At 53.7% G+C, this 18,773-nt stretch carries 18 protein-coding genes; 10 read left to right on the forward strand and 8 right to left on the reverse strand.

Annotated elements, in window-relative coordinates; all coding sequences use genetic code 11:
• Positions 1-3 precede the first annotated feature (3 nt).
• The 7 genes from Q0510_RS01050 to rlmD all read right to left on the reverse strand — a co-directional run bounded on the left by Q0510_RS01050 (position 4) and on the right by rlmD (position 7,878).
• Entirely contained in the window at positions 4-615 is a 612-nt protein-coding gene (locus tag Q0510_RS01050; RefSeq protein WP_298707426.1) for a DNA-3-methyladenine glycosylase 2 family protein, read from the reverse strand.
• Positions 616-624: 9 nt separating this feature from the next.
• The gene (gene cysS / locus Q0510_RS01055) at positions 625-2,121 is read right to left on the reverse strand and encodes a cysteine--tRNA ligase (protein WP_298707428.1); all 1,497 of its coding nucleotides are present in this window, start codon (positions 2,119-2,121) and stop codon (positions 625-627) included.
• Between the two features lie 86 nt (positions 2,122-2,207).
• Positions 2,208-3,287: an endonuclease/exonuclease/phosphatase family protein gene (locus tag Q0510_RS01060; RefSeq protein WP_298707430.1), complete on the reverse strand. Its 1,080-nt coding sequence runs from the start codon at positions 3,285-3,287 to the stop codon at positions 2,208-2,210.
• 166 nt (positions 3,288-3,453) lie between these two features.
• Positions 3,454-4,524, reverse strand: a complete 1,071-nt coding sequence (locus Q0510_RS01065; RefSeq protein WP_298707432.1) for an endonuclease/exonuclease/phosphatase family protein — start codon at positions 4,522-4,524, stop codon at positions 3,454-3,456.
• 74 nt (positions 4,525-4,598) lie between these two features.
• Entirely contained in the window at positions 4,599-5,564 is a 966-nt protein-coding gene (locus Q0510_RS01070; protein ID WP_298707433.1) for a rhomboid family intramembrane serine protease, read from the reverse strand.
• An 18-nt stretch (positions 5,565-5,582) separates the two neighbouring features.
• A complete protein-coding gene (locus tag Q0510_RS01075; RefSeq protein WP_298707434.1) occupies positions 5,583-6,410 on the reverse strand; it encodes a rhomboid family intramembrane serine protease in 828 nt (275 codons plus the stop codon).
• 61 nt (positions 6,411-6,471) lie between these two features.
• Positions 6,472-7,878 carry a 23S rRNA (uracil(1939)-C(5))-methyltransferase RlmD gene (gene rlmD, locus Q0510_RS01080; protein ID WP_298707435.1) on the reverse strand — a complete coding sequence of 469 codons (1,407 nt, stop codon included), beginning with the start codon at positions 7,876-7,878 and terminating at the stop codon, positions 6,472-6,474.
• Positions 7,879-7,920: 42 nt separating this feature from the next.
• Between rlmD and Q0510_RS01085 the strand changes: the two genes are divergently transcribed.
• From Q0510_RS01085 to Q0510_RS01100, 4 genes are all read left to right on the forward strand, one after another.
• Complete coding sequence (locus Q0510_RS01085; RefSeq protein WP_298707437.1) at positions 7,921-9,321, forward strand: TlpA family protein disulfide reductase; 1,401 nt, start codon at positions 7,921-7,923, stop codon at positions 9,319-9,321.
• A 97-nt stretch (positions 9,322-9,418) separates the two neighbouring features.
• Positions 9,419-10,117 (forward strand): porin family protein, encoded by a 699-nt coding sequence (locus Q0510_RS01090; protein ID WP_298707439.1) that lies wholly within the window; start codon positions 9,419-9,421, stop codon positions 10,115-10,117.
• An 80-nt stretch (positions 10,118-10,197) separates the two neighbouring features.
• Positions 10,198-10,812 (forward strand): porin family protein, encoded by a 615-nt coding sequence (locus Q0510_RS01095; RefSeq protein ID WP_298707440.1) that lies wholly within the window; start codon positions 10,198-10,200, stop codon positions 10,810-10,812.
• Positions 10,813-11,118: 306 nt separating this feature from the next.
• Positions 11,119-11,820 carry a porin family protein gene (locus tag Q0510_RS01100; protein ID WP_298707442.1) on the forward strand — a complete coding sequence of 234 codons (702 nt, stop codon included), beginning with the start codon at positions 11,119-11,121 and terminating at the stop codon, positions 11,818-11,820.
• Between the two features lie 202 nt (positions 11,821-12,022).
• Here Q0510_RS01100 and metF read toward each other — a convergent pair whose 3' ends face one another.
• Complete coding sequence (gene metF / locus Q0510_RS01105; RefSeq protein ID WP_298707444.1) at positions 12,023-12,976, reverse strand: methylenetetrahydrofolate reductase [NAD(P)H]; 954 nt, start codon at positions 12,974-12,976, stop codon at positions 12,023-12,025.
• 147 nt (positions 12,977-13,123) lie between these two features.
• On the opposite strand from metF, the gene lptB reads away from it, so the two are divergent.
• The 6 genes from lptB to Q0510_RS01130 all read left to right on the forward strand — a co-directional run bounded on the left by lptB (position 13,124) and on the right by Q0510_RS01130 (position 18,610).
• Entirely contained in the window at positions 13,124-13,891 is a 768-nt protein-coding gene (gene lptB, locus Q0510_RS01110; protein ID WP_298707446.1) for an LPS export ABC transporter ATP-binding protein, read from the forward strand.
• A gap of 29 nt (positions 13,892-13,920) precedes the next feature.
• Positions 13,921-15,444, forward strand: coding sequence for a GH3 auxin-responsive promoter family protein (locus Q0510_RS01115; protein WP_298707448.1), 1,524 nt, complete (start codon positions 13,921-13,923; stop codon positions 15,442-15,444).
• Positions 15,445-15,504: 60 nt separating this feature from the next.
• Positions 15,505-16,254: a 3-oxoacyl-[acyl-carrier-protein] reductase gene (gene fabG, locus Q0510_RS01120; RefSeq protein ID WP_298707450.1), complete on the forward strand. Its 750-nt coding sequence runs from the start codon at positions 15,505-15,507 to the stop codon at positions 16,252-16,254.
• A 142-nt stretch (positions 16,255-16,396) separates the two neighbouring features.
• On the forward strand, positions 16,397-16,657 hold the full coding sequence (locus tag Q0510_RS24825) for a type II toxin-antitoxin system HicA family toxin (RefSeq protein ID WP_366940980.1): 261 nt from the start codon (positions 16,397-16,399) through the stop codon (positions 16,655-16,657).
• On the forward strand, positions 16,650-17,018 hold the full coding sequence (locus Q0510_RS01125; protein WP_298707452.1) for a type II toxin-antitoxin system HicB family antitoxin: 369 nt from the start codon (positions 16,650-16,652) through the stop codon (positions 17,016-17,018). Before Q0510_RS24825 ends, Q0510_RS01125 begins: the two co-directional genes overlap by 8 nt.
• A gap of 62 nt (positions 17,019-17,080) precedes the next feature.
• The gene (locus tag Q0510_RS01130; RefSeq protein WP_298707454.1) at positions 17,081-18,610 is read left to right on the forward strand and encodes a sulfatase; all 1,530 of its coding nucleotides are present in this window, start codon (positions 17,081-17,083) and stop codon (positions 18,608-18,610) included.
• The last annotated feature ends 163 nt before the right edge of the window (positions 18,611-18,773 follow it).

The raw sequence follows: 18,773 nt of genomic DNA on the forward strand, positions 1-18,773 counted from the left end.
CATTTATTTTTCACCATCCTTCCAGGCCCAGAGGTACCGGCATGCGTGCGTGCGGTAGGGCGCCCATTTGGCGGACAGTTCCAGCAGCCGGAGGCGGTGCTGTTTCTTGTCGGCGGGGTCCAGCTTGTAAAGCAGCGTCATCGCCTGTTGGATGCCGAGGTCGTCGGGGGAGAAAATATCTTCGCGGCCGAGGTAAAACATCAGCAGCATTTCGACCGTCCACCTGCCCACGCCTTTGATGCGGGTGAGGTATCCGATCGCTTCTTCGTCCGACATTTTGCGGAGGCGCGCGTCGGTGAGTTTTTCTTCGATCACGAAGCGGGCCACGTTATGGACGTATGAAACTTTCGCGTTGGAAAGCCCGATGGCGCGGAGGGTTTCGGGCGGCGTGTCAAGAATCTGTTGAGGTTTGGGTTCCCTGCCGCCGTAGAGCGCCAGGAACCTGCCGTAGATCACCTCCGCCACGCGGGTGGAAAGCTGCTGGCTCATGATGGAACCGATCAGCTTCAGCGCGATGTTTTTCCGCACCGGCAGCACGGCCAGCGGGGCGGAGACGATCTTTTGCAGTTTTTTATCCTTACGAAGATGCTGGATGTAAACTTCGTGCGGTGTCATATCAAGTCATTAATCGATGGCGTACGACACGGTCCCGTCTTTCTCGTCTTTCAGCTGTATGCCGATAGCCTGCAGCTGGTTGCGGATTTTGTCGGAAGTCGCGTAATCTTTCCTGCCTTTGGCTTCTTTCCGGATATCGATCAGGAGCTGCAGCACGCCGTCGAGCTTGCCGGTATCGGCGGTTTCTTCGGAGCGCATCCCCAGGATATCGACCAGGTACGTCTGCCAGGTGGTTTTGAGCAGGGCGAAAGTGGATTCGCTGATCTCGTGCATCTTCACCTGTCCGCCGCGGAGCGAATTGATTATGGGCGCCAGCTCGAAGAGGTTGGCGAGCACGCGGGCGGTGCTGATGTCGTCGTTCATGGCGGTGGCGCAATCGTCGCAGAAGGCGCGCACCTGCTTGTCGAGCTCTTCGTTGATGGGCGCTCCGTTGCCGGTGTATGCCAGTTTCTGGAGCGTTTCGAAAGCGGCCCAGAGGCGCGCGAGCCCTTTTTCCGCGGCCTGCAGCGCTTCGTTGGAGAAGTCGAGCGTGGAGCGGTAATGGGTCTGCAGGATGAAGAAACGGATGGTCATGGGGCTGTAGCCTTGTTCCAGCAGCGGGTGCGTGCCGGCGAAGAGGTCCGTCAGGCGGATCACGTTGCCGTAGCTTTTCCCCATCTTCTTTCCGTTGATGGTGATCATGTTGTTATGCACCCAGTAACGGGCCATCATATCGCCGTGCGCTACGGTGCTTTGGGCGATTTCGCATTCGTGGTGGGGGAACTGGAGGTCCATGCCGCCGCCGTGAATGTCGAACTGCGTGCCCAGGTACTTTTTGCTCATGGCCGAGCACTCGATATGCCATCCGGGGAAGCCGTCGCCCCAGGGGCTTGGCCAGCGCATGAGGTGCTCGGGCGGCGCTTTTTTCCACAGCGCGAAGTCGACCTTGTTCCGCTTCTCGTCCTGGTTGTCGAGCTCGCGGGTGGTCTCCAGCTGGTCTTCGATGACGCGGCCGCTGAGGATGCCGTAATGGTGCTGTTCGGAATATTTCTTCACGTCGAAGTACACCGATCCGTTGGCTTCGTAAGCGAAGCCGTCGGCGATGATCTTCTTGATCATTTCGATCTGTTCCACGATATGGCCGGTGGCCGTGGGCTCGATGCTGGGCGGAAGGTTGTTGAGGCGTTCCATCGCCCAATGGAAGATATTGGTATATTTCTGCACCAGTTCCATGGGCTCCAGCTTCTCCAGCAGCGCGCCTTTAGCGATCTTGTCTTCCGCATCCCTTCCTTCTTCCTCAAAATGCCCGGCATCGGTGATATTGCGGACATACCGCACTTTGTAGCCGAGATGGATCAGGTACCGCTGCAACACGTCGAACGTGATGTACGGGCGCGCATGGCCAAGGTGAGACTCCCCCGAAACGGTGGGCCCGCACACATACATGCCCACGTGACCGGGGTACAAGGGTGTGAAAACTTCTTTTTGTCGGCTTAGGGTATTGTGTAGTTTAAGCTGTTCTGACATATCAAAAGGTTCGAGGGGCGAATTTCGTATTTTATCACCCTAATTTCGAATTTTTTAGCCAAAAGGCGCCGACAAACTTATGAATCCTATTCATCCTCCCCGAGCCGCAGGTTGGTGATCACGGGGTAATGATCGCTGAGGTCGGTTTGGATGGTTCGGAAGCCGTGGATGTAAAAAGCGGGGTCTGCAAAGATGTAATCGATCCTAAGCGTGGGCGAGATGCCGGAGAAAGTTCTGCCGACACCGCTGCCTTTCTGCAGGAAAGCGTCGTTCAGGTTGCCGCGGATGGTGTAATAGGTATAACTGGCCGGGGTGTCGTTGAAATCGCCGCAAACCACCACCGGGTGCGGGCTGGTCCGGATGAAACCGGCTACGATATTGGCCTGGCGGCTCCGGCGGATATAAGCGTCCCGCATTTTGTTCATGATGCCGCGCGTGGCCACGAGCCCCGTGTCTTTCTGGGCCTTCACCTTGTTGATCGACTGGTAATCTTCCTTGTTGAAACGGAAGGATTCCAGGTGCATGTTCACGATGCGGATGGTATCTTCTCCTTTCAGGATATCGGCGTAAATGAGGCTTTCGCCCAGCGGGCCGCTGGACAATTTAACCTTGTCTGACCGGATGATGGGGAATTTCGAGAAGATGATGGACCCCCAGTGCTGGGTGCCGTTCCGGTTGAAATCGCTCGAAAAAAAACGGTGCGGCATATCCAGCTCCCGCGAAATATCCTCCCGGTTATTGAAATCGTTCTTCTTTTCCGAAGTATAAAAATCCTGCAGGCAGAGCACATCCGGCTCAAACCGTTCTATCAGCCTGAAAATGGAATCCCGCACGGGCTTGCTGTTCTTTTGGCTGTACAACCCGAACAAAGCCACGTTGAAACTCATCACGTTAAAGCTCCCGTCCGGCCGGTCGGCCGTATCCCAGTTCTGCGGCCAGCGCAGCGCCACGAAGGATGAAACCGATTTCCAGCCGAGCAGCATGGCCACCAGTGGGATGAGCGCATACCGCGCGTGGAAAATCAGCCAGAATACGAGGAACAATACGAGGATACCCAGCAGGAAGGGGAAACCCAGCGTGAGGAAACTGATCGGCCAAAACCTTTCCGGGGAAATAAAAGGGACCAGGCAGGCAAGCAGAAAAAACACCACAACAAGGATATTCACCGTCAGGAAAAATCCTTTTGTAAAAAGTCGTAAAAATTTCAACAGGTCAAATGTTTGGCTGCTATAAATTTAAGTCATTAATTGACAATACGTTAATAATTGTAAAGTCGGGTTGTGGAACAGCCGGTTTCGTATGTGAAAACTCTTTATTGTGTGACAAACGCAGCTACCGGCGAAGAGATAAACGCGTCATGAGCGGAAAATGTTGCAGTTCTTTCGAGCGGTAAACATTCACCGATTCCACCTGGAAGCTTTTATCGGGCAGGATGTAATCGATCCGCAGGGTGGGGGAAATGGCTGAAAACGTTCTGCCCAGGCCGAAGCCCCTTTGCAGCCAGGCGTCCTGCAGGCGGCTGCCGCGGACGGTGCGGTAGGTGTAGGAAAGGGGCACGTCGTTGAAATCGCCCGCCACGATTACGGGGTATCTCGATTTATTCACTTCCTCCTTCATCACATCCGCCTGCCAGGCGATCAGTTTTTTGGTCTTACGGCGCCCGACGTAGGGAAGGAGCGCCCTGCTCAGGTTGTAGAGCTCGTTGGAAAGCTGGTACGACGCGAAGTGGGCCACCAGCAGCGTGGTTGTGTCGCCGTGCACGTTGAGGCGCAGGCGGAGGAGGTCTTCGTTACGGTTGTAACCGCCTTTGAAATCTATGCTGGCCGTGTCGAGGATCGGAAACCGGGAAAAAACGACGGTGCCGTAGAACCAGGTTTTCCAGTTGATGTAATGCGGGACGAAGTAGTGGTAAGGATACCGGCCCCTGGCCGCGATGGTATCGAGGTGATGAGTGAGGTCGGGGGCGGTATTGGTGTAAAATTCCTGGATGCAGAGGATGTCTGGCGAGGTTTCGGCGAGTACGGTATGGATGCGTTTTACGACCGATGTATCGGTTTTGTAGAATAGGAGCCCCATGCTGCTGGAGTTGAACGTCATGATGCTGAACGACTTATCGCCGGGTTCCACATCACCGCGGATTCCGCCTACTGCGACGTAGGGGATCAGCCCGCGGAGAGAAAGGAGGATCGCCACCAGGGGAACTTTCCATTCTTTCCTTTTCGCTGCCAGCCAACCGCCGAGCGCCAGGATGCATATAACCAGGAAAACGGGGTACATAGTGCCGGCGAAGCCTATCGGCAGGTAATCTACCGGTCTGAAAAGGGGCAGCCAGGCGGAGGCAACGAGCAAACCTGCAAAAATGAATGTTCCGATGCGAAGGAGGCGAAGCAGCAATGATTTCATGACGGGTAACGGGGTATGGGATTGTTTCCATACTAAGATACGTCAGCCGCAGGGGAATTTCCGTAAAATCTGTGTTATTCTTCTTCTCGGCTGGCGCGGATGAGGATTTCGCGGTCTTCCGGGGAGAGGCTTTCCATGCCCTGGTCGTTGATTTTGTCGAGGATTTCGTTGACGCGGTGCTCCGGCACATGGCCCACTTTTACGAAGGGCATGGGATTGCGGGAGGGCGGCTCGGGGAAAGTAGCGGCCTCCGCACTAGCCTTGCGGCTCAACTTTTTTTTTGGATCGAAGTAATGGGTGATGTTGTAGAAGACATCAAAAGCTTTATCGCCGAAGCGGCTGCCGTTTTTAAACGCGATCGCCAGCAAAGCGCCTGCAATGGCGCCTCCGGCCATGAACGCCAGGTGGCTGATACTGCCGTCGCCCACGGAAACGGAAGCGAGGTGCAGCAGGAGGAAGATGCCGAAGAAAATCCACACCGGCACGCCTCCGCGCCAGAGCTGTGGAAACACGCGGAGCCCCGGCGAAAGGAACGTAACGCCCGCCGCCATAGCCATCACGGCGGCATGTGCGCCCATAATCCCGGTGCCCGCCGTCACCGGTGGAAATACGCCGGGCAACAGGTTGACTGCGGCCATATAAGTAGCATATCCGGCGAAGCTGCCCAGCACATACACCACGGGGATCTGCTTGTAACCCGCGCGCTGCTGGAGAATGGTGCCGAACACGAAAAGCCAGACCATATTGCTGAAAATATCCCAGAAATCCATGTGCGCGAACATCGCGGTGAGCAGTGTCCAGGGTTTGGAGAGAAGGGTGGAAGGCGTGGCCGAAACGATCGTGTTGGACAGGATGTCGCGCACGAAAGCGGGTTCGCCGTACTCTTCCATGAGATAGATGATCTTGATGAAGTACAGGAGAATGAAAACGGTAATGTTCACTAGCAGAAGCTGGGTTACCATGTTTTTTTCTTCGCCCAGGGACAGTCCCGGGGTCCGCTCTTTTTCTGCTACTTCCATGGCGCTGGTGTTTGTATGCAAAAATACGATTTTAAAAGGTCAATAACTGCGGGGGCTGCTTCTTTCCCGCCATATCTTCAACAGGATATAAGCGAAAAGCGCGCCGCCCAGGTGCGCGAAATGCGCTACGTTGTCGCCCGCCTGGTTCTTGAATCCGACATACAATTCCCATAAAATATACCCGCCGATGAAATATTTTACTTTGATCGGGAAGGGGATGGGGATGATGAACAGATATTGGTTGGGGTACAAATACCCAAATGCGAGCAATACTCCAAAAACCGCACCGGAAGCCCCTACCGTCGGAACATTTCTGTATTGTTCCACAAAAACGGAGACGAAATGCCGGGCCTGCCATACCATCTGGTCGGAGTCCGGCGGCAATTGCGACCACGCTTCCACGTAGCTCTGCATCTGGTCCAGGTTGTATTTGCTGACGATCACCCGGAAATTATCGAGCGTGGGCTGGTCATAAAATTGCTGGGCCAGGTTGGTCAGCTGCATATTTTCGTAGGTGAGCACGGCTTCGTGGCAAAACGCCGCGCCGAGCCCGCAGATCAGGTAGAAATTGAGGAATCGCTTTGGCCCCCAGCGGTTTTCGAGGGTGGAACCGAACATCCACAGAGCAAACATGTTTGAGAAAACATGCAGGAAATTGCTTTCGTCATGCAGGAACAGGTGGGTGATGAACTGGTGCGGCCTGAAATGCTCGGAGCCCCAGTACCGCAGCCCGAGAAAATCGCTCAGGCTGAAGCCGTACATGCTTTGCAAAGCCACCTGTGCCAGCCAGACTACGACGTTAATGATTAACAAATACTTGATGACCAGGGGTAATACCTGGAATCTTCCGGGTCTAAACTCGCTCATGACCGATACTTGTTCGTGATGGTTACTGTCAATCTCATTTCCACACTTCTATCTGCAATAATTAATATTTGCGCTGCAACAGCACTACGTTCTCGATATGGTGGGTGTGGGGGAACATGTCCACCGGCCTCACCCTTTCGATCGTGTATTTTTCGCTCAGCAATGCGAGGTCGCGCGCCTGCGTGGCGGGGTTGCAGGATACGTACACGATGCGGGGCGCCGCCACTTCCAGCAGTTTGGCCGTCAGTTTTTCGTGCATGCCCGCGCGCGGAGGGTCGGTGATAATGACGTCCGGCGCGCCGTGGGCGGCGAAAAATGCATCATCCGCAATATCGATCACATCTCCCGCGAAAAATTCCGCGTTGGCAACGCCGTTGGCGGCCGCATTCTCGCGCGCATCGCTGATCGCTTCGGGAATCAGTTCGATCCCCACCACTTTCTTCGCCTGCCGCGACACGAAAATCCCGATGCTGCCTGTTCCGCAGTACAAATCGTACACCGTTTCGTTGCCGGTAAGCCCGGCAAATTCTCGGGTTACTTTATATAAGGCCTCGCCCTGGTAGGTGTTGGTCTGGAAAAACGACTTGGGCCCGATCTTGAACGTAAAGTCTTCCAGCTTCTCTTCTACATAACCCTTGCCAAACCAGATTTTCGGCTCGAGGTCAAAGATAGTGTCGTTCTTTTTCGGGTTGATGGTATAAAGCAGGGTGCTGATGGCCGGAACCTGCTCGCGCAAGTGGTCGAGGAGGCCTTTCAGGGCTTCGTCCTCATGGTGCACCACGAGATTGGCCATCACTTCACCGGTGGAGCAGATGCGCAGCACGAGGTTGCGCAGCCAGCCCTGTTGCTGGCGGATATCATAATAAGACAGGCCATGCTTTTCGGCATAGTCCCGGATGGTATTTTTGATTTGGTTGGCCGGCTCCTCCATGAGGTGGCAGGTGTTGATATCCAGCACTTTGTCGAAAAGGCGCGGGATGTGGAAGCCTAGGGCGTTGCGGCGGGGAATTTCTTCCCCTTTGGCCGGCATTTCCGCGTCGGTCAGGTATGCTTTATTGGAAAAAGTGAATTCCAGCTTGTTGCGGTAACGGCGGGTATGCTCCGCGCCGAGAATGGGTTCCAGGGGCGGGAAGCTGAGGTGGCCGATCCGGCGGAGATGGTCTTCTACCTGCTGTTGCTTGTAGGCCATTTGTTGTTCGTAAGGCAGCATCTGCCATTTACAACCTCCGCAAAGGCCGAAATGTTCGCAGAAGGGCTCCGTCCGCTGAGGGGAATAGCTGCGGATGTTCGTGGCCTTGCCTTCGGCCCAGTCCTTTTTGTTCTTCGACAGGCGAACATCCACCACATCGCCGGGCACCACGCCGCCTTCAATGAATACGACCTTGCCATCGACCCGCGCAAGCGCTTTGCCTTCCGCGGCATAGCCGGTTACGGGCACATTTTCAAGTACTACATTTTTTTTCCTCACGGGTGCAAAGGTAGGACGGTTTTATTTACTTTTATTGTTCCTATGCAAAAACTGCTTTCTCTCCTGCTTGGCTGCCTTTGCAGCGTTTCGTCCCTAAACGCGCAGGGTTACCAGATTTCCGTGACGCTCCGGAACGTGCAATCCGGCACGCTTTATCTCGGTCATTACATGGGTAAAACCACGTATGTGATGGATTCCGCACAGATCAACGCCCAGGGTATGGCAGTGCTGAAAGGCACGGAAACGCTTCCCGGCGGTATTTACCTGATCGTATTGCCCGGAAAGCAGCAGTATTTCGAGATCCTGCTCGACAAGCAGCAGCGCTTCGCCATCCAGGCCGATCCGGCGGACCTGACGGGGGCCACTTTTACGGGGAGCCCCGACAATACGCTCTTCAGCGACTACAACGCCTTCATCCGCGAAAATACCCGCGACCTCCAGGCCAGATCAGCCGCCGCCCGCACCGCCGCGGACTCCGCCGCCCTCCGGCCCCTGTCCGAAGCCTTCGGCAAAAAACTGAACGAATACCGCGCGGACGTCATCACCCGTCACCCCGCATCCCTCCTCGCCAGCCTTTTCAAAGCCATGAAGGAACCGAAGGTCCAGGCGATCCCCACGGGCCCCGACGGCAAACCCGATTCCACCTATCCATACCGATATTATAAAGCGCATTACTGGGACGATTTCAACCTGGCCGACGGCCGCCTGGTGCGCACGCCCATCCTCGAAGCCCGCCTCGAGCGCTATTTCAAGCAACTGGTGGCGCCGCTGCCGGATTCTATAATTGTAGAAGCAGACCAGGTGCTCGCCAAAACGAAAAAGGACAAGGAATCTTTCAAGTTCGTTCTCTGGTGGCTCACGCATACTTACGAAACTTCGCCCGTGATGGGGATGGACGCCGTGTTCGTGCACCTGGTAGAGAAATACTACGTAACCGGAGACGCTTACTGGATCACGCCGGAATATAAGGAGAAGATCATCAGCCGCGCCTATACGATCGCGCCGAATCTCATCGGGCAGCAGGCCGCGCCGCTGGAACTGAAAGATACCTCCGCCCGCAACGCTTCGCTGTACAGCATCAAATCCAAATATACCGTCGTCGTTTTTTGGGACCCCACCTGCGGGCACTGCGTTACGGAAGTGCCGAAACTCGACTCCGCCTGGAAGGCCAGCTGGAAAAATAAAGGCGTTACCATGCTGGGGGTACGCACCGACGGAACCCGGGAAGAATGGATCAAATTCATCCGCGACCACAAAATGTCCGGCTGGATCCATGCCTGGGACCCCGGGTACACGACCAACTACCGTAAAACCTACGACGTATATGCAACACCCGTCGTATATCTCCTCGACGAGCGGAAAAAAATCCTGGCCAAACGCCTCGGCGTAACCCAATTAGATGAATTCCTGCAACGGGAAGAATCTGGGCTTAACCGAAAATAGGCGCGTGTAATAGGTTGTGCGTCAGGTCATTAAAACGACTTTACTTTGCTTTGGCACGTTCTTTGGAATTCACCAGTCATCACCAAAACTTTAGGTTATGACGAAAAAGATGATGTTAACTTGTGTGGCGATCGGCATGTCGGTTGCTGCAATGGCCCAGGTCAGAGTAGGTGTAAAGGGCGGTTGGAACGTGGCCAACATTTCCGACGCCAACAGCGGCTCCGTCGACAAAGGCCGCTCTTATAATTCTTTCCACATCGGCGCCATCGCGGACATTCCGCTTTCTCCCATTCTCGCACTGCAACCCGGCGTATTTTACTCGGGTAAAGGTACCAAGATCGAAAGGGGAGAAGAGGGCAGCCTGGCCTACTTCAAAACGACCACCAATCCCAGCTACATAGAAATCCCGGTAAACTTCGTGGGTAAAATCCCCGTTGGCCAGGATACCCGCATCTTCCTGGGCGCCGGTCCTTACGCGGCATTCGGCGTGGGTGGCAAGAACAAGTATGAGTCTACCGTTGCAGGTGTGAAAACCACTGGCGAAAGCAATATCAAGTGGGACGACGACACCCCGTTCAACGACGGCGACCCCAACCAGGGTTATGACAAGTACAAAAGATTCGATTACGGCGGTAACCTCCTGGCAGGTGTAGAATTCGGGAACTTCCTCGTGTCTGCACAGTACGGGCTTGGGTTTGGTAAAATCCTTTCCGGGACCGACAACAGTTCCGACGATAAAGGAAAGAACCGTGTCTGGAGCTTTTCTGTAGGTTACCTGCTGGGCCGGAGCAAATAAACAATTTCAACCCTACGGCAGTTTATAGTTAATGCTTTTCATCCGTAAGCAACATTTTCCTAAAACAACAAAAACATAACATGAAAAAAGTTCTCTTGTCCGTTGCAGCCATGCTGATGGCAGGCGCCACATTCGCCCAGGTACAATTCGGCGTGGTGGCAGGACCGCAATTCTCCAGCCAGACGTATAAAATTAACGGCAACAAGGAGACCAGCGACTTATTAACGGGCCTGCGTGCAGGTGTTACCGTGGATCTTCCGCTGGCAGACGAGTTCTTTATCCAGCCCAGCCTGCTGTATTCCGGCAAAGGCGGCAAGGAGTCAAACGGCAATCTTGAAGGAAAGATGCGCATCCATTACCTGGAGCTTCCGGTAAACTTTATGTTCAAACCTGAAGTTGGTGCCGGTAACCTTTACCTTGGTGCGGGACCGTACCTGGCCATGGGCCTGGGTGGCAAGATCGAAGGGCAGGCCTGGGGCATCACGGGCAGCCGTGATATCGACTGGGACAATGACATCAAGCGTTTCGACGCCGGCGCCAATCTCCAGTTTGGTTACGAGTTGCCGCAGGGCCTGAACTTCGGGCTGTATGCGGATCTTGGCCTCGTGAACATCAGTCAGAATGGCAACAGCGACAATTCCCGCCGCAACACTTCTTTTGGTGTAACGCTGGGTTATAAATTCGCTGGCCGCTAACGGCCGTTTCATCGCAACCCCGCATATAAAAAGGGTCAGATGTGGACATCTTCATACCTGACCCTTTCTTTTGATTATCAATTGATAAGATTGTCGAGTACGGTTAACCCTCAAAAAATGCCGATTTAAGTTAACAATTGGTTATTACAGATGTTTATACAATGTGACTCAATCTTCTTTGTATTACTTTCGCGCCTCGATACAAAGGACAGAGAGACGAATTTAGGACCCCTAACCGAATAGACCTCCAATATATTTCGATTATGCCAGCCCGTAGGATTCGTCGGCCCTAAAAAACCATTGACTATGAAAAAAGCTTTACTCGTGTGTATGCTATTGTACACGGCCCCGGGAGTATTTGGACAAGTGAGTGTAGGAGTACGGGGAGGTTTTAACGCATCTAATATTGAATTCGGCGGCGGAGCCGGAGAAACGATCGGAACAGGTTACATGAAACCGTTGTATGGTTGGCATGCAGACCTGATGTTCAACATTCCGTTGGTCAACCGGTTGTATTTGCAGCCTTATATCCGTTATATCCGCAAAGGCGCCACCATCCGCGACCAGCCCTGGCTGAAGCCGGAGATACCCGGGCAGTCGGTATCCTGGGGGAGCAGCATGGAGCTGGATTACCTGGAGCTGCCGTTCAACGTGGTTTATAAATTACCGGTGGCCCGCGGGTACCTGGTGGGTGGTGTTGGGCCGTACGTGGGGTATGGGCTGAAGGGGAATTATAATTACAGGGTGTTGCGCGACGGTGAGGAAATAGGGCGCGAAGCGCGGAAGGTCCGGTTTTCGGAAAGCGGGGGCGATGCTTCCACGATCCGGATGCATCCCTGGGAAGTGGGGGCGCATTTGTCCATCGGATATGAATTCTTCAGCAGTTTCACGATCGCGGCCAATTGCAATATCGGCCTCACCGATATCGACCGGGGCAACGAGGCGCGCAGCCGCAACCAGTACCTTGGCCTGAGCCTGGGATTCCTGTTCAACAGGGAAGATTATTAATATAGCTTTTGGGACTTGATATAGAAAGAAGGGACCTCCGCGCGGGAGGTCCCTTCTTTTTTATTTTATCCCCGGGTAGGGGTAAGGCGAACGGCAGGCGTCATAATACCAGCAATACATCACCAATAAGTTTTCTAAACAAAGGTGTGACAGTTATAGGGAAACACAGCCATTGCGTATCCACGCAATGGTTTTTCCGTTTTTAGAGGATGGAAGACACCACCTGCTGCACCACTTTAGGCTTGCCGAGCGTATAATAATGCAGTACGGGAATGCCGGCGGCCTTCAGTTCTTTCGACTGCTGGATGAGCCATTCGGTGCCCACCAGTTCCACATCCTTGTCTGTTTTGCATTTGAGCACCTCGTTGGCGAACTCGTCGGGCATGTCTACATGGAAAATGCGCGGCAGTACGGTCAGCTGCTTTTTGGAGGTGAGGGGCTTGAGGCCGGGGATGATGGGTACGGTGATCCCGTTTTCACGGCATTTGGCCACGAAATCGAAGAATTTTTTATTGTCGAAGAACATCTGGGTCACGATGTAATCGGCCCCGCCGTCTACTTTTTTCTTCAGGTAGTTCATGTCGGTCTGCAGGTTGGGGGCTTCGAAATGCTTTTCGGGATATCCGGCCACGCCGATGCAGAATTTGGTTTTGATGCCGCCCTGGAGGTCTTCTTCGAGGTACATGCCGTTGTTCATGTTCACGACCTGCTGGAGGAGCTCGGTGGCGTAGCGGTGGCCGTTGGGGTGGGCTTCGAAGAAGGTTTCGTTCTTGGGAGCGTCTCCGCGCAGTACCAGCACGTTGTCGATGCCGAGGAAGTTCAGGTCGATGAGGGCGTTTTCGGTTTCTTCTTTGGAGAAGCCGCCGCAGATGAGGTGGGGCACCGCGTCGACCTTGTAATGGTTCATGATGGCGGCGCAGATGCCCACAGTGCCGGGGCGCTTGCGGATCTCCACCTTGTCGAACGAACCGTCGGCCCGCTTCTTGAACATATGCTCGCTGCGATGGTAGGTCACATTAATATATGCCGGGTTGAACTCCATCAGCGGGTCCAGGTGTTCCCAGATGGAATCAATGCTTTTCCCTTTGAGCGGCGGCAGGATTTCGAAAGAGATCAGGGTGTCTTTCGCCTGGGCGATATGTTCGGTGACTTTCATGATGATAGCGCTTTCTGTAAAAGCCCCGCAAAAATAATATATCCCCCAATAATTAACTAATAGCCAATAAATGGTTAAAATACTTCATCTATAGCCTAAAACCGTTGTCCATTCGCCGATTTTATTATTTTTGCCCAGATTCTAACTATGGCATTAAGGATACATACGCAGCAATTGGTGAAGCGCTACCGGACGAGAACGGTAGTGAACCACGTTTCGGTGGAGGTGACGCAGGGCGAGATCGTAGGGCTGCTGGGCCCCAACGGCGCTGGTAAGACCACTACTTTTTATATGGTAGTGGGGCTGATCAAGCCGGATGAGGGGGAAGTGTTCCTCAACGACATCAATATTACCAAACTGCCCATGTACAAAAGAGCGCAGATGGGTATTGGCTACCTTCCCCAGGAAGCCAGCGTATTCCGTAAACTCAGCGTGGAAGACAATATCGCCGCCGTGCTGGAAATGACGAAGCTGACAAAGGCGGAGCAGAAAGACAAGCTCGAAAGCCTGCTCAGCGAATTCCGCCTGCAGCACGTGAGGAAAAGTCCGGGCGACGTCCTCTCCGGCGGGGAGCGCCGGCGTACCGAGATTGCGCGCGCCCTGGCCGTGGACCCCAAGTTCATCCTGCTCGACGAGCCCTTCGCCGGCATCGATCCCATCGCCGTGGAAGACATCCAGGGCATCGTAGCCAAACTCAAATACCGCAATATCGGCATCCTCATTACCGACCACAACGTACAGGAGACCCTTTCCATCACCGACCGCGCCTATCTGCTCTTCGAAGGCAAGATCCTCAAAGCCGGGTCCGCCGAAGAACTCGCGGAAGATGAACAGGTGAGAAAAGTGTATCTTGGCCAGAATTTCGTGCTCAGAAGGAAAGATTACCTCGACGAAGCCGCAAAACAAGTAGAATAACCTATCACAAAACCCTGCTATAAACCGGTATGAAGATATTAAGTCCAGCGCTGTCGCAATTGGCCAGACTACGGATGGGGCGCATAGAGCACTTTATGCAGTACCCCCTGCAGGTTCAGCAGCAGGTTTTCCAGAACCTCCTGAGCGCCGCGCAGTACACCGAGTTCGGCAAGCAGTACGGATTCTCCAAAATATATAAGATCGACGAATTCAAGCAAAGGGTGCCCGTGCACACTTACGAAACCATGAAGCCCTATATCCAGCGCGTTATGGAAGGCGAGCAGAACGTCATCTGGAACACTCCTATCAAATGGTTCGCGAAATCCTCCGGAACCACGGCCGACAAAAGCAAGTTCATTCCCGTATCCGTCGAAAGCCTCGACGAATGCCACTACCGCGCCGGCCGCGACGTGTTTTCCCTGTATTATAACAACTTCCCCGACGCCGACGTGCTCACCGGCAAGTCGCTCGTTATCGGCGGAAGCCACCAGGTCAACAAACTTTCCCCTGATTCCGACAGCTATTACGGCGACCTGAGCGCCGTGATGCTCCAGAATATGCCGTTTTACGGCAACCTCCTCCGCACGCCCGACCTCTCCATCGCGCTGATGGATGAATGGGAAGAAAAGATCGAGCGGATGGCCCAGGCCGTTATCCATGAAAATGTGACCTCCATCGCCGGGGTCCCCACCTGGACGATCGTCCTCATCAAGCGCATCTTCGAGCTCACAGGCACCGACAACCTGGCCGACGTCTGGCCGAACCTGGAGGTATACATGCATGGTGGCGTGAGCTTCACGCCCTACCGCGAACAGTTCAAGAAGCTGATCCGCAAGCCCGACATGAACTACCTGGAATCCTACAACGCTTCCGAAGGCTTCTTCGCCGCGCAGGACGTGATCGGGGAAGAAGGGTTGCTGCTGTTCCTGCAGCATGGTATTTTTTATGAATTCATGCCGATGGAAGAGCTGGGGAAAGAGTTCCCGCGGACGCTGCAGCTGCACGAAGTGGAGCTGGGCAGGAATTACGCATTGATCATCAGCACTAACGGCGGCCTGTGGCGCTACCTGCTGGGGGATACGGTGCAGTTCGTTTCGCTGGCGCCTTACCGCATCCGGGTGAGCGGCCGCACGAAATCTTTCATCAATGCCTTCGGGGAAGAGCTCATCGTCGACAATTCCGATAAAGCCATCGCGGAAGCCTGTGCCGCCACAGGGGCCGTGGTGAACGATTATACCGCCGCGCCCATCTACTTCAGCGAAGGCGAAGCCGGCGGGCACGAGTGGCTGGTGGAGTTCGAGCAGCAGCCTTCCAGCATCGACGCGTTCGTTGACGTGCTCGACCGCGCGCTTAAAACCATCAATTCCGACTACGAAGCCAAGCGCCATAAAGACATGGCCCTGCGCCGGCCCACGTTGCACTCCCTGCAGCCGGGCACGTTTACGGAATGGCTCAAAAGCAAAGGGAAACTGGGCGGCCAGCATAAAGTGCCCCGCCTGAACAACGAAAGAAACGTGCTGGAAGAAATCCTCCGGTTTATTGAAAAACAATAGGGAAAGGCGTAATTTAGATACCTTCGCCCATCAGACTAAAGTTAAAACTACACAGTTACAATGAAATTACTCGACAACAAAGTAGCCATCGTTACAGGTGCCAGCCGCGGGATCGGTGAAGCGATTGCCCTGAAATTTGCAGAACATGGCGCAAATGTTGCTTTTACGTACGTAAGCTCAGACGAAAAAGCAAAAGCGCTCGAAGCCAGGTTACAGGCCCTGGGCGTGAAAGCGAAGGCATACAAGAGCAATGCAGGCGTATTCGAAGAGTGCGAAGCGCTGGTGAATGATGTGGTGAAAGAGTTTGGCACTGTTGATATCTGCGTAAACAACGCCGGGATTTCCAAAGACAACCTGATCCTCCGCATGAGCCCCGAACAGTGGGACGATGTGATGGACGTGAACCTGAAGAGCGTTTTCAATATGACGAAACTGGTGGTGCGCCCGATGATGAAAGCCAAGAGCGGCAGCATCATCAACATGAGCTCCATCATCGGTATGAAAGGCAATGCGGGCCAGAGCAGCTACGCGGCATCCAAAGCGGGGATCATCGGGTTTTCGAAGTCCATCGCGCAGGAGCTGGGCAGCCGTAACGTACGCGTGAACTCCGTGGCGCCAGGGTTCGTTGAAACCGATATGACGCACTACCTGAAAGACGGGGAAGGCGCGAAAAACTACCTCGACAAAATTCCCCTGGGCAAATTCGGCTCGCCGGAAGACATCGCCAACGTGTGCCTCTTCCTCGCTTCCGACATGAGCGCGTACGTTACCGGGCAGACGCTGAGCGTTTGCGGCGGTCTGAATACCTGATCATAACTTATCAGCATAACAAAGCCGGCTCGCGAGCCGGCTTTTTTTATTGACAAGGTTTCAATCCAAATATACAGTATATTGCAACTAAAATATAGTTACATCCCATGTTGTGAGCGTCTTGAACCATAAAAATTGTTAGATGTCACGACAAGAAAAATTGTTAGCCCGTTTTCTCGCCGTTCCGGTAGATTTTACCTGGGATGAATTGGTGAGTATTATGCGGTTATTTGGATTTATGGAAATCCACAAAGGACATACGGGAGGTTCACGAAGGAAGTTTACAGATGTAAGCGGCCGCCTGGTGTTATTTCATAAGCCACATCCTGGAAACGTTGTGAAGCGGTATGTATTAAAGGATTTGATCCGATTTTTAATTTCAAAAGGTTATATACATGAATGAAGCATTGCAGTTCAAAGATTATCATGCAACGATTCGTTTCAGTTCTGAAGATGAAGTTTTTCATGGAAAGATTTTCGGAATTAATGACCTCGTTACATTTGAAGGCACTTCTGTTAAAGAGCTTAAAAAAGCATTTAGGGAGGCTGTCGAAGATTATATTAAGACTTGCCAGGAATCGGGCCGCGAACCAGATAAGACTTTCAAAGGAACATTTAATGTAAGGATACCGGTTCAACTGCACAAAGATGCAGCCGTTTATGCTGCAGTTCATAATATATCATTAAACGATTTTGTAAGATCAGCCATTGGCTTTGCGTTGCAACGCCCGCACGAACTGGAAGATTATTCCGGTAGGCGATAAGAAAAGATTTATGTCATACATATTCTTGGAATAAACTAAATCCCGTATTAAATTGGCAGTGTATGATAAAGACTATCCGCACAGCCATTGCATGCGCCCTGCTGATGGGCGCCCTTCCGCTGAAAGCCCAACGCAGGCCCAACATCGTCCTCATCATCTCCGACGATCACGCCTACCAGGCCATCGGCGCCTATGGCGGCAAAAATGCCCGTACGCCCAACATCGACCGGCTCGCGCGCGAAGGCGTGAAATTCAACCGCGCATACGTCACCAACTCCATCTGCGGCCCCAGCCGCGCCGTGATCCTCACCGGGAAACACAGTCACCGCAACGGTTTCAGGGATAACGAACATTCCCGGTTCGACGGCAGCCAGAACACCTTCATCAAAGAACTCGGAAAAGCGGGTTACAATACCGCATGGATCGGGAAATGGCACCTGGAAACCCGGCCGCAGGGGTTCTCCTATTGGCAAATACTCCCCGGCCAGGGCGCTTATTACAACCCCGACTTCCTCATGATGGACGGCTCCCGCAAACATTTCGACGGGTACGTTTCCAACGTGATCGAAGACGAAGCCGAAAAATGGCTCAACGCGCGCGATACTACGCAGCCTTTCTGCCTCGTCATCGGCCACAAAGCCACCCACCGCACCTGGATTCCCGACACCACCGACATGGGCACCTACGAAAACACAAATTTCGAGCTGCCGCATAACTTCTTCGACAAATACGAAGGCCGCGAAGCCGCCAAAGTGCAGGAAATGAGCGTCTCCGAATCCATGCGGATGGGATATGACCTCAAAATGTTCGGCGACAGCGCAGAAGCCAACCGCGAAGGCAGCATCAAACGCATGAACCCCGCCCAACGCGCCAGGTTCGACGCTTTCTACGGCCCCATCGCCGAAGGCCTCAAAACCGTCCGCTTCACCGCAGAAGGCTTCGCCCAATGGAAGTTCCAGCGTTACATGCGCGACTATATGAGCACCGCCATCTCCCTCGACCGCAACATCGGCCGCACACTCGATTATCTTGACCAGCACGGCCTTTCCGAAAATACTATCGTGATCTACATGTCCGACCAGGGCTTCTACCTCGGTGAGCACGGCTGGTTCGACAAACGTTTCATGTACGAAGAATCCTTCCGGACGCCCATGATCATGCGCTACCCCGGCAAAGTGAAGCCCAATTCGGCCAGCAACGATTTCGTCATGAACCTCGACATCGCTCCCACCTTACTCGACGCCGCCGGCGTGAAGGCTCCGGAAGACATGCAGGGCGAATCCATCCTGCCGGTGCTGGCCCGCAAGGAGAAAGCGCGCAAAACCATGTATTATCATTACTACGAAAACGGGGAGCATGCGGTATCGCCGCACTTCGGGGTGCGCAACCAACGCTATAAACTCATCCGTTTCTACACGCGCGTAAACGGTTGGGAGCTGTATGACCTGAAAAAAGACCCCTCCGAGATGAAGAACCTCATCAACAGCAAAAAGCACGAGAAAATCAAAAACAAAATGATGGCCGAGCTCCAGGCGGAAATCGGCAAATACGGCGACACCGATGCCATGGCCATCATGAGAAAAGGCTTATAATCCCTTCCCGGGAATCTCCGCACGGAAAACTTCCATGCATTTGCGATCCTGCAGCGTAACGTAAACGGTCCGGCCGTCGTGCCCGCCGAAAACGAGATTGCTGCAGGATTTTCCTTTTAACGGGATCTCCCGGAACACCTCGCCGTCGGGCCGCAGCATGGCG

This window comes from uncultured Chitinophaga sp. (genome assembly GCF_937874145.1).
Classification (GTDB): domain Bacteria; phylum Bacteroidota; class Bacteroidia; order Chitinophagales; family Chitinophagaceae; genus Chitinophaga.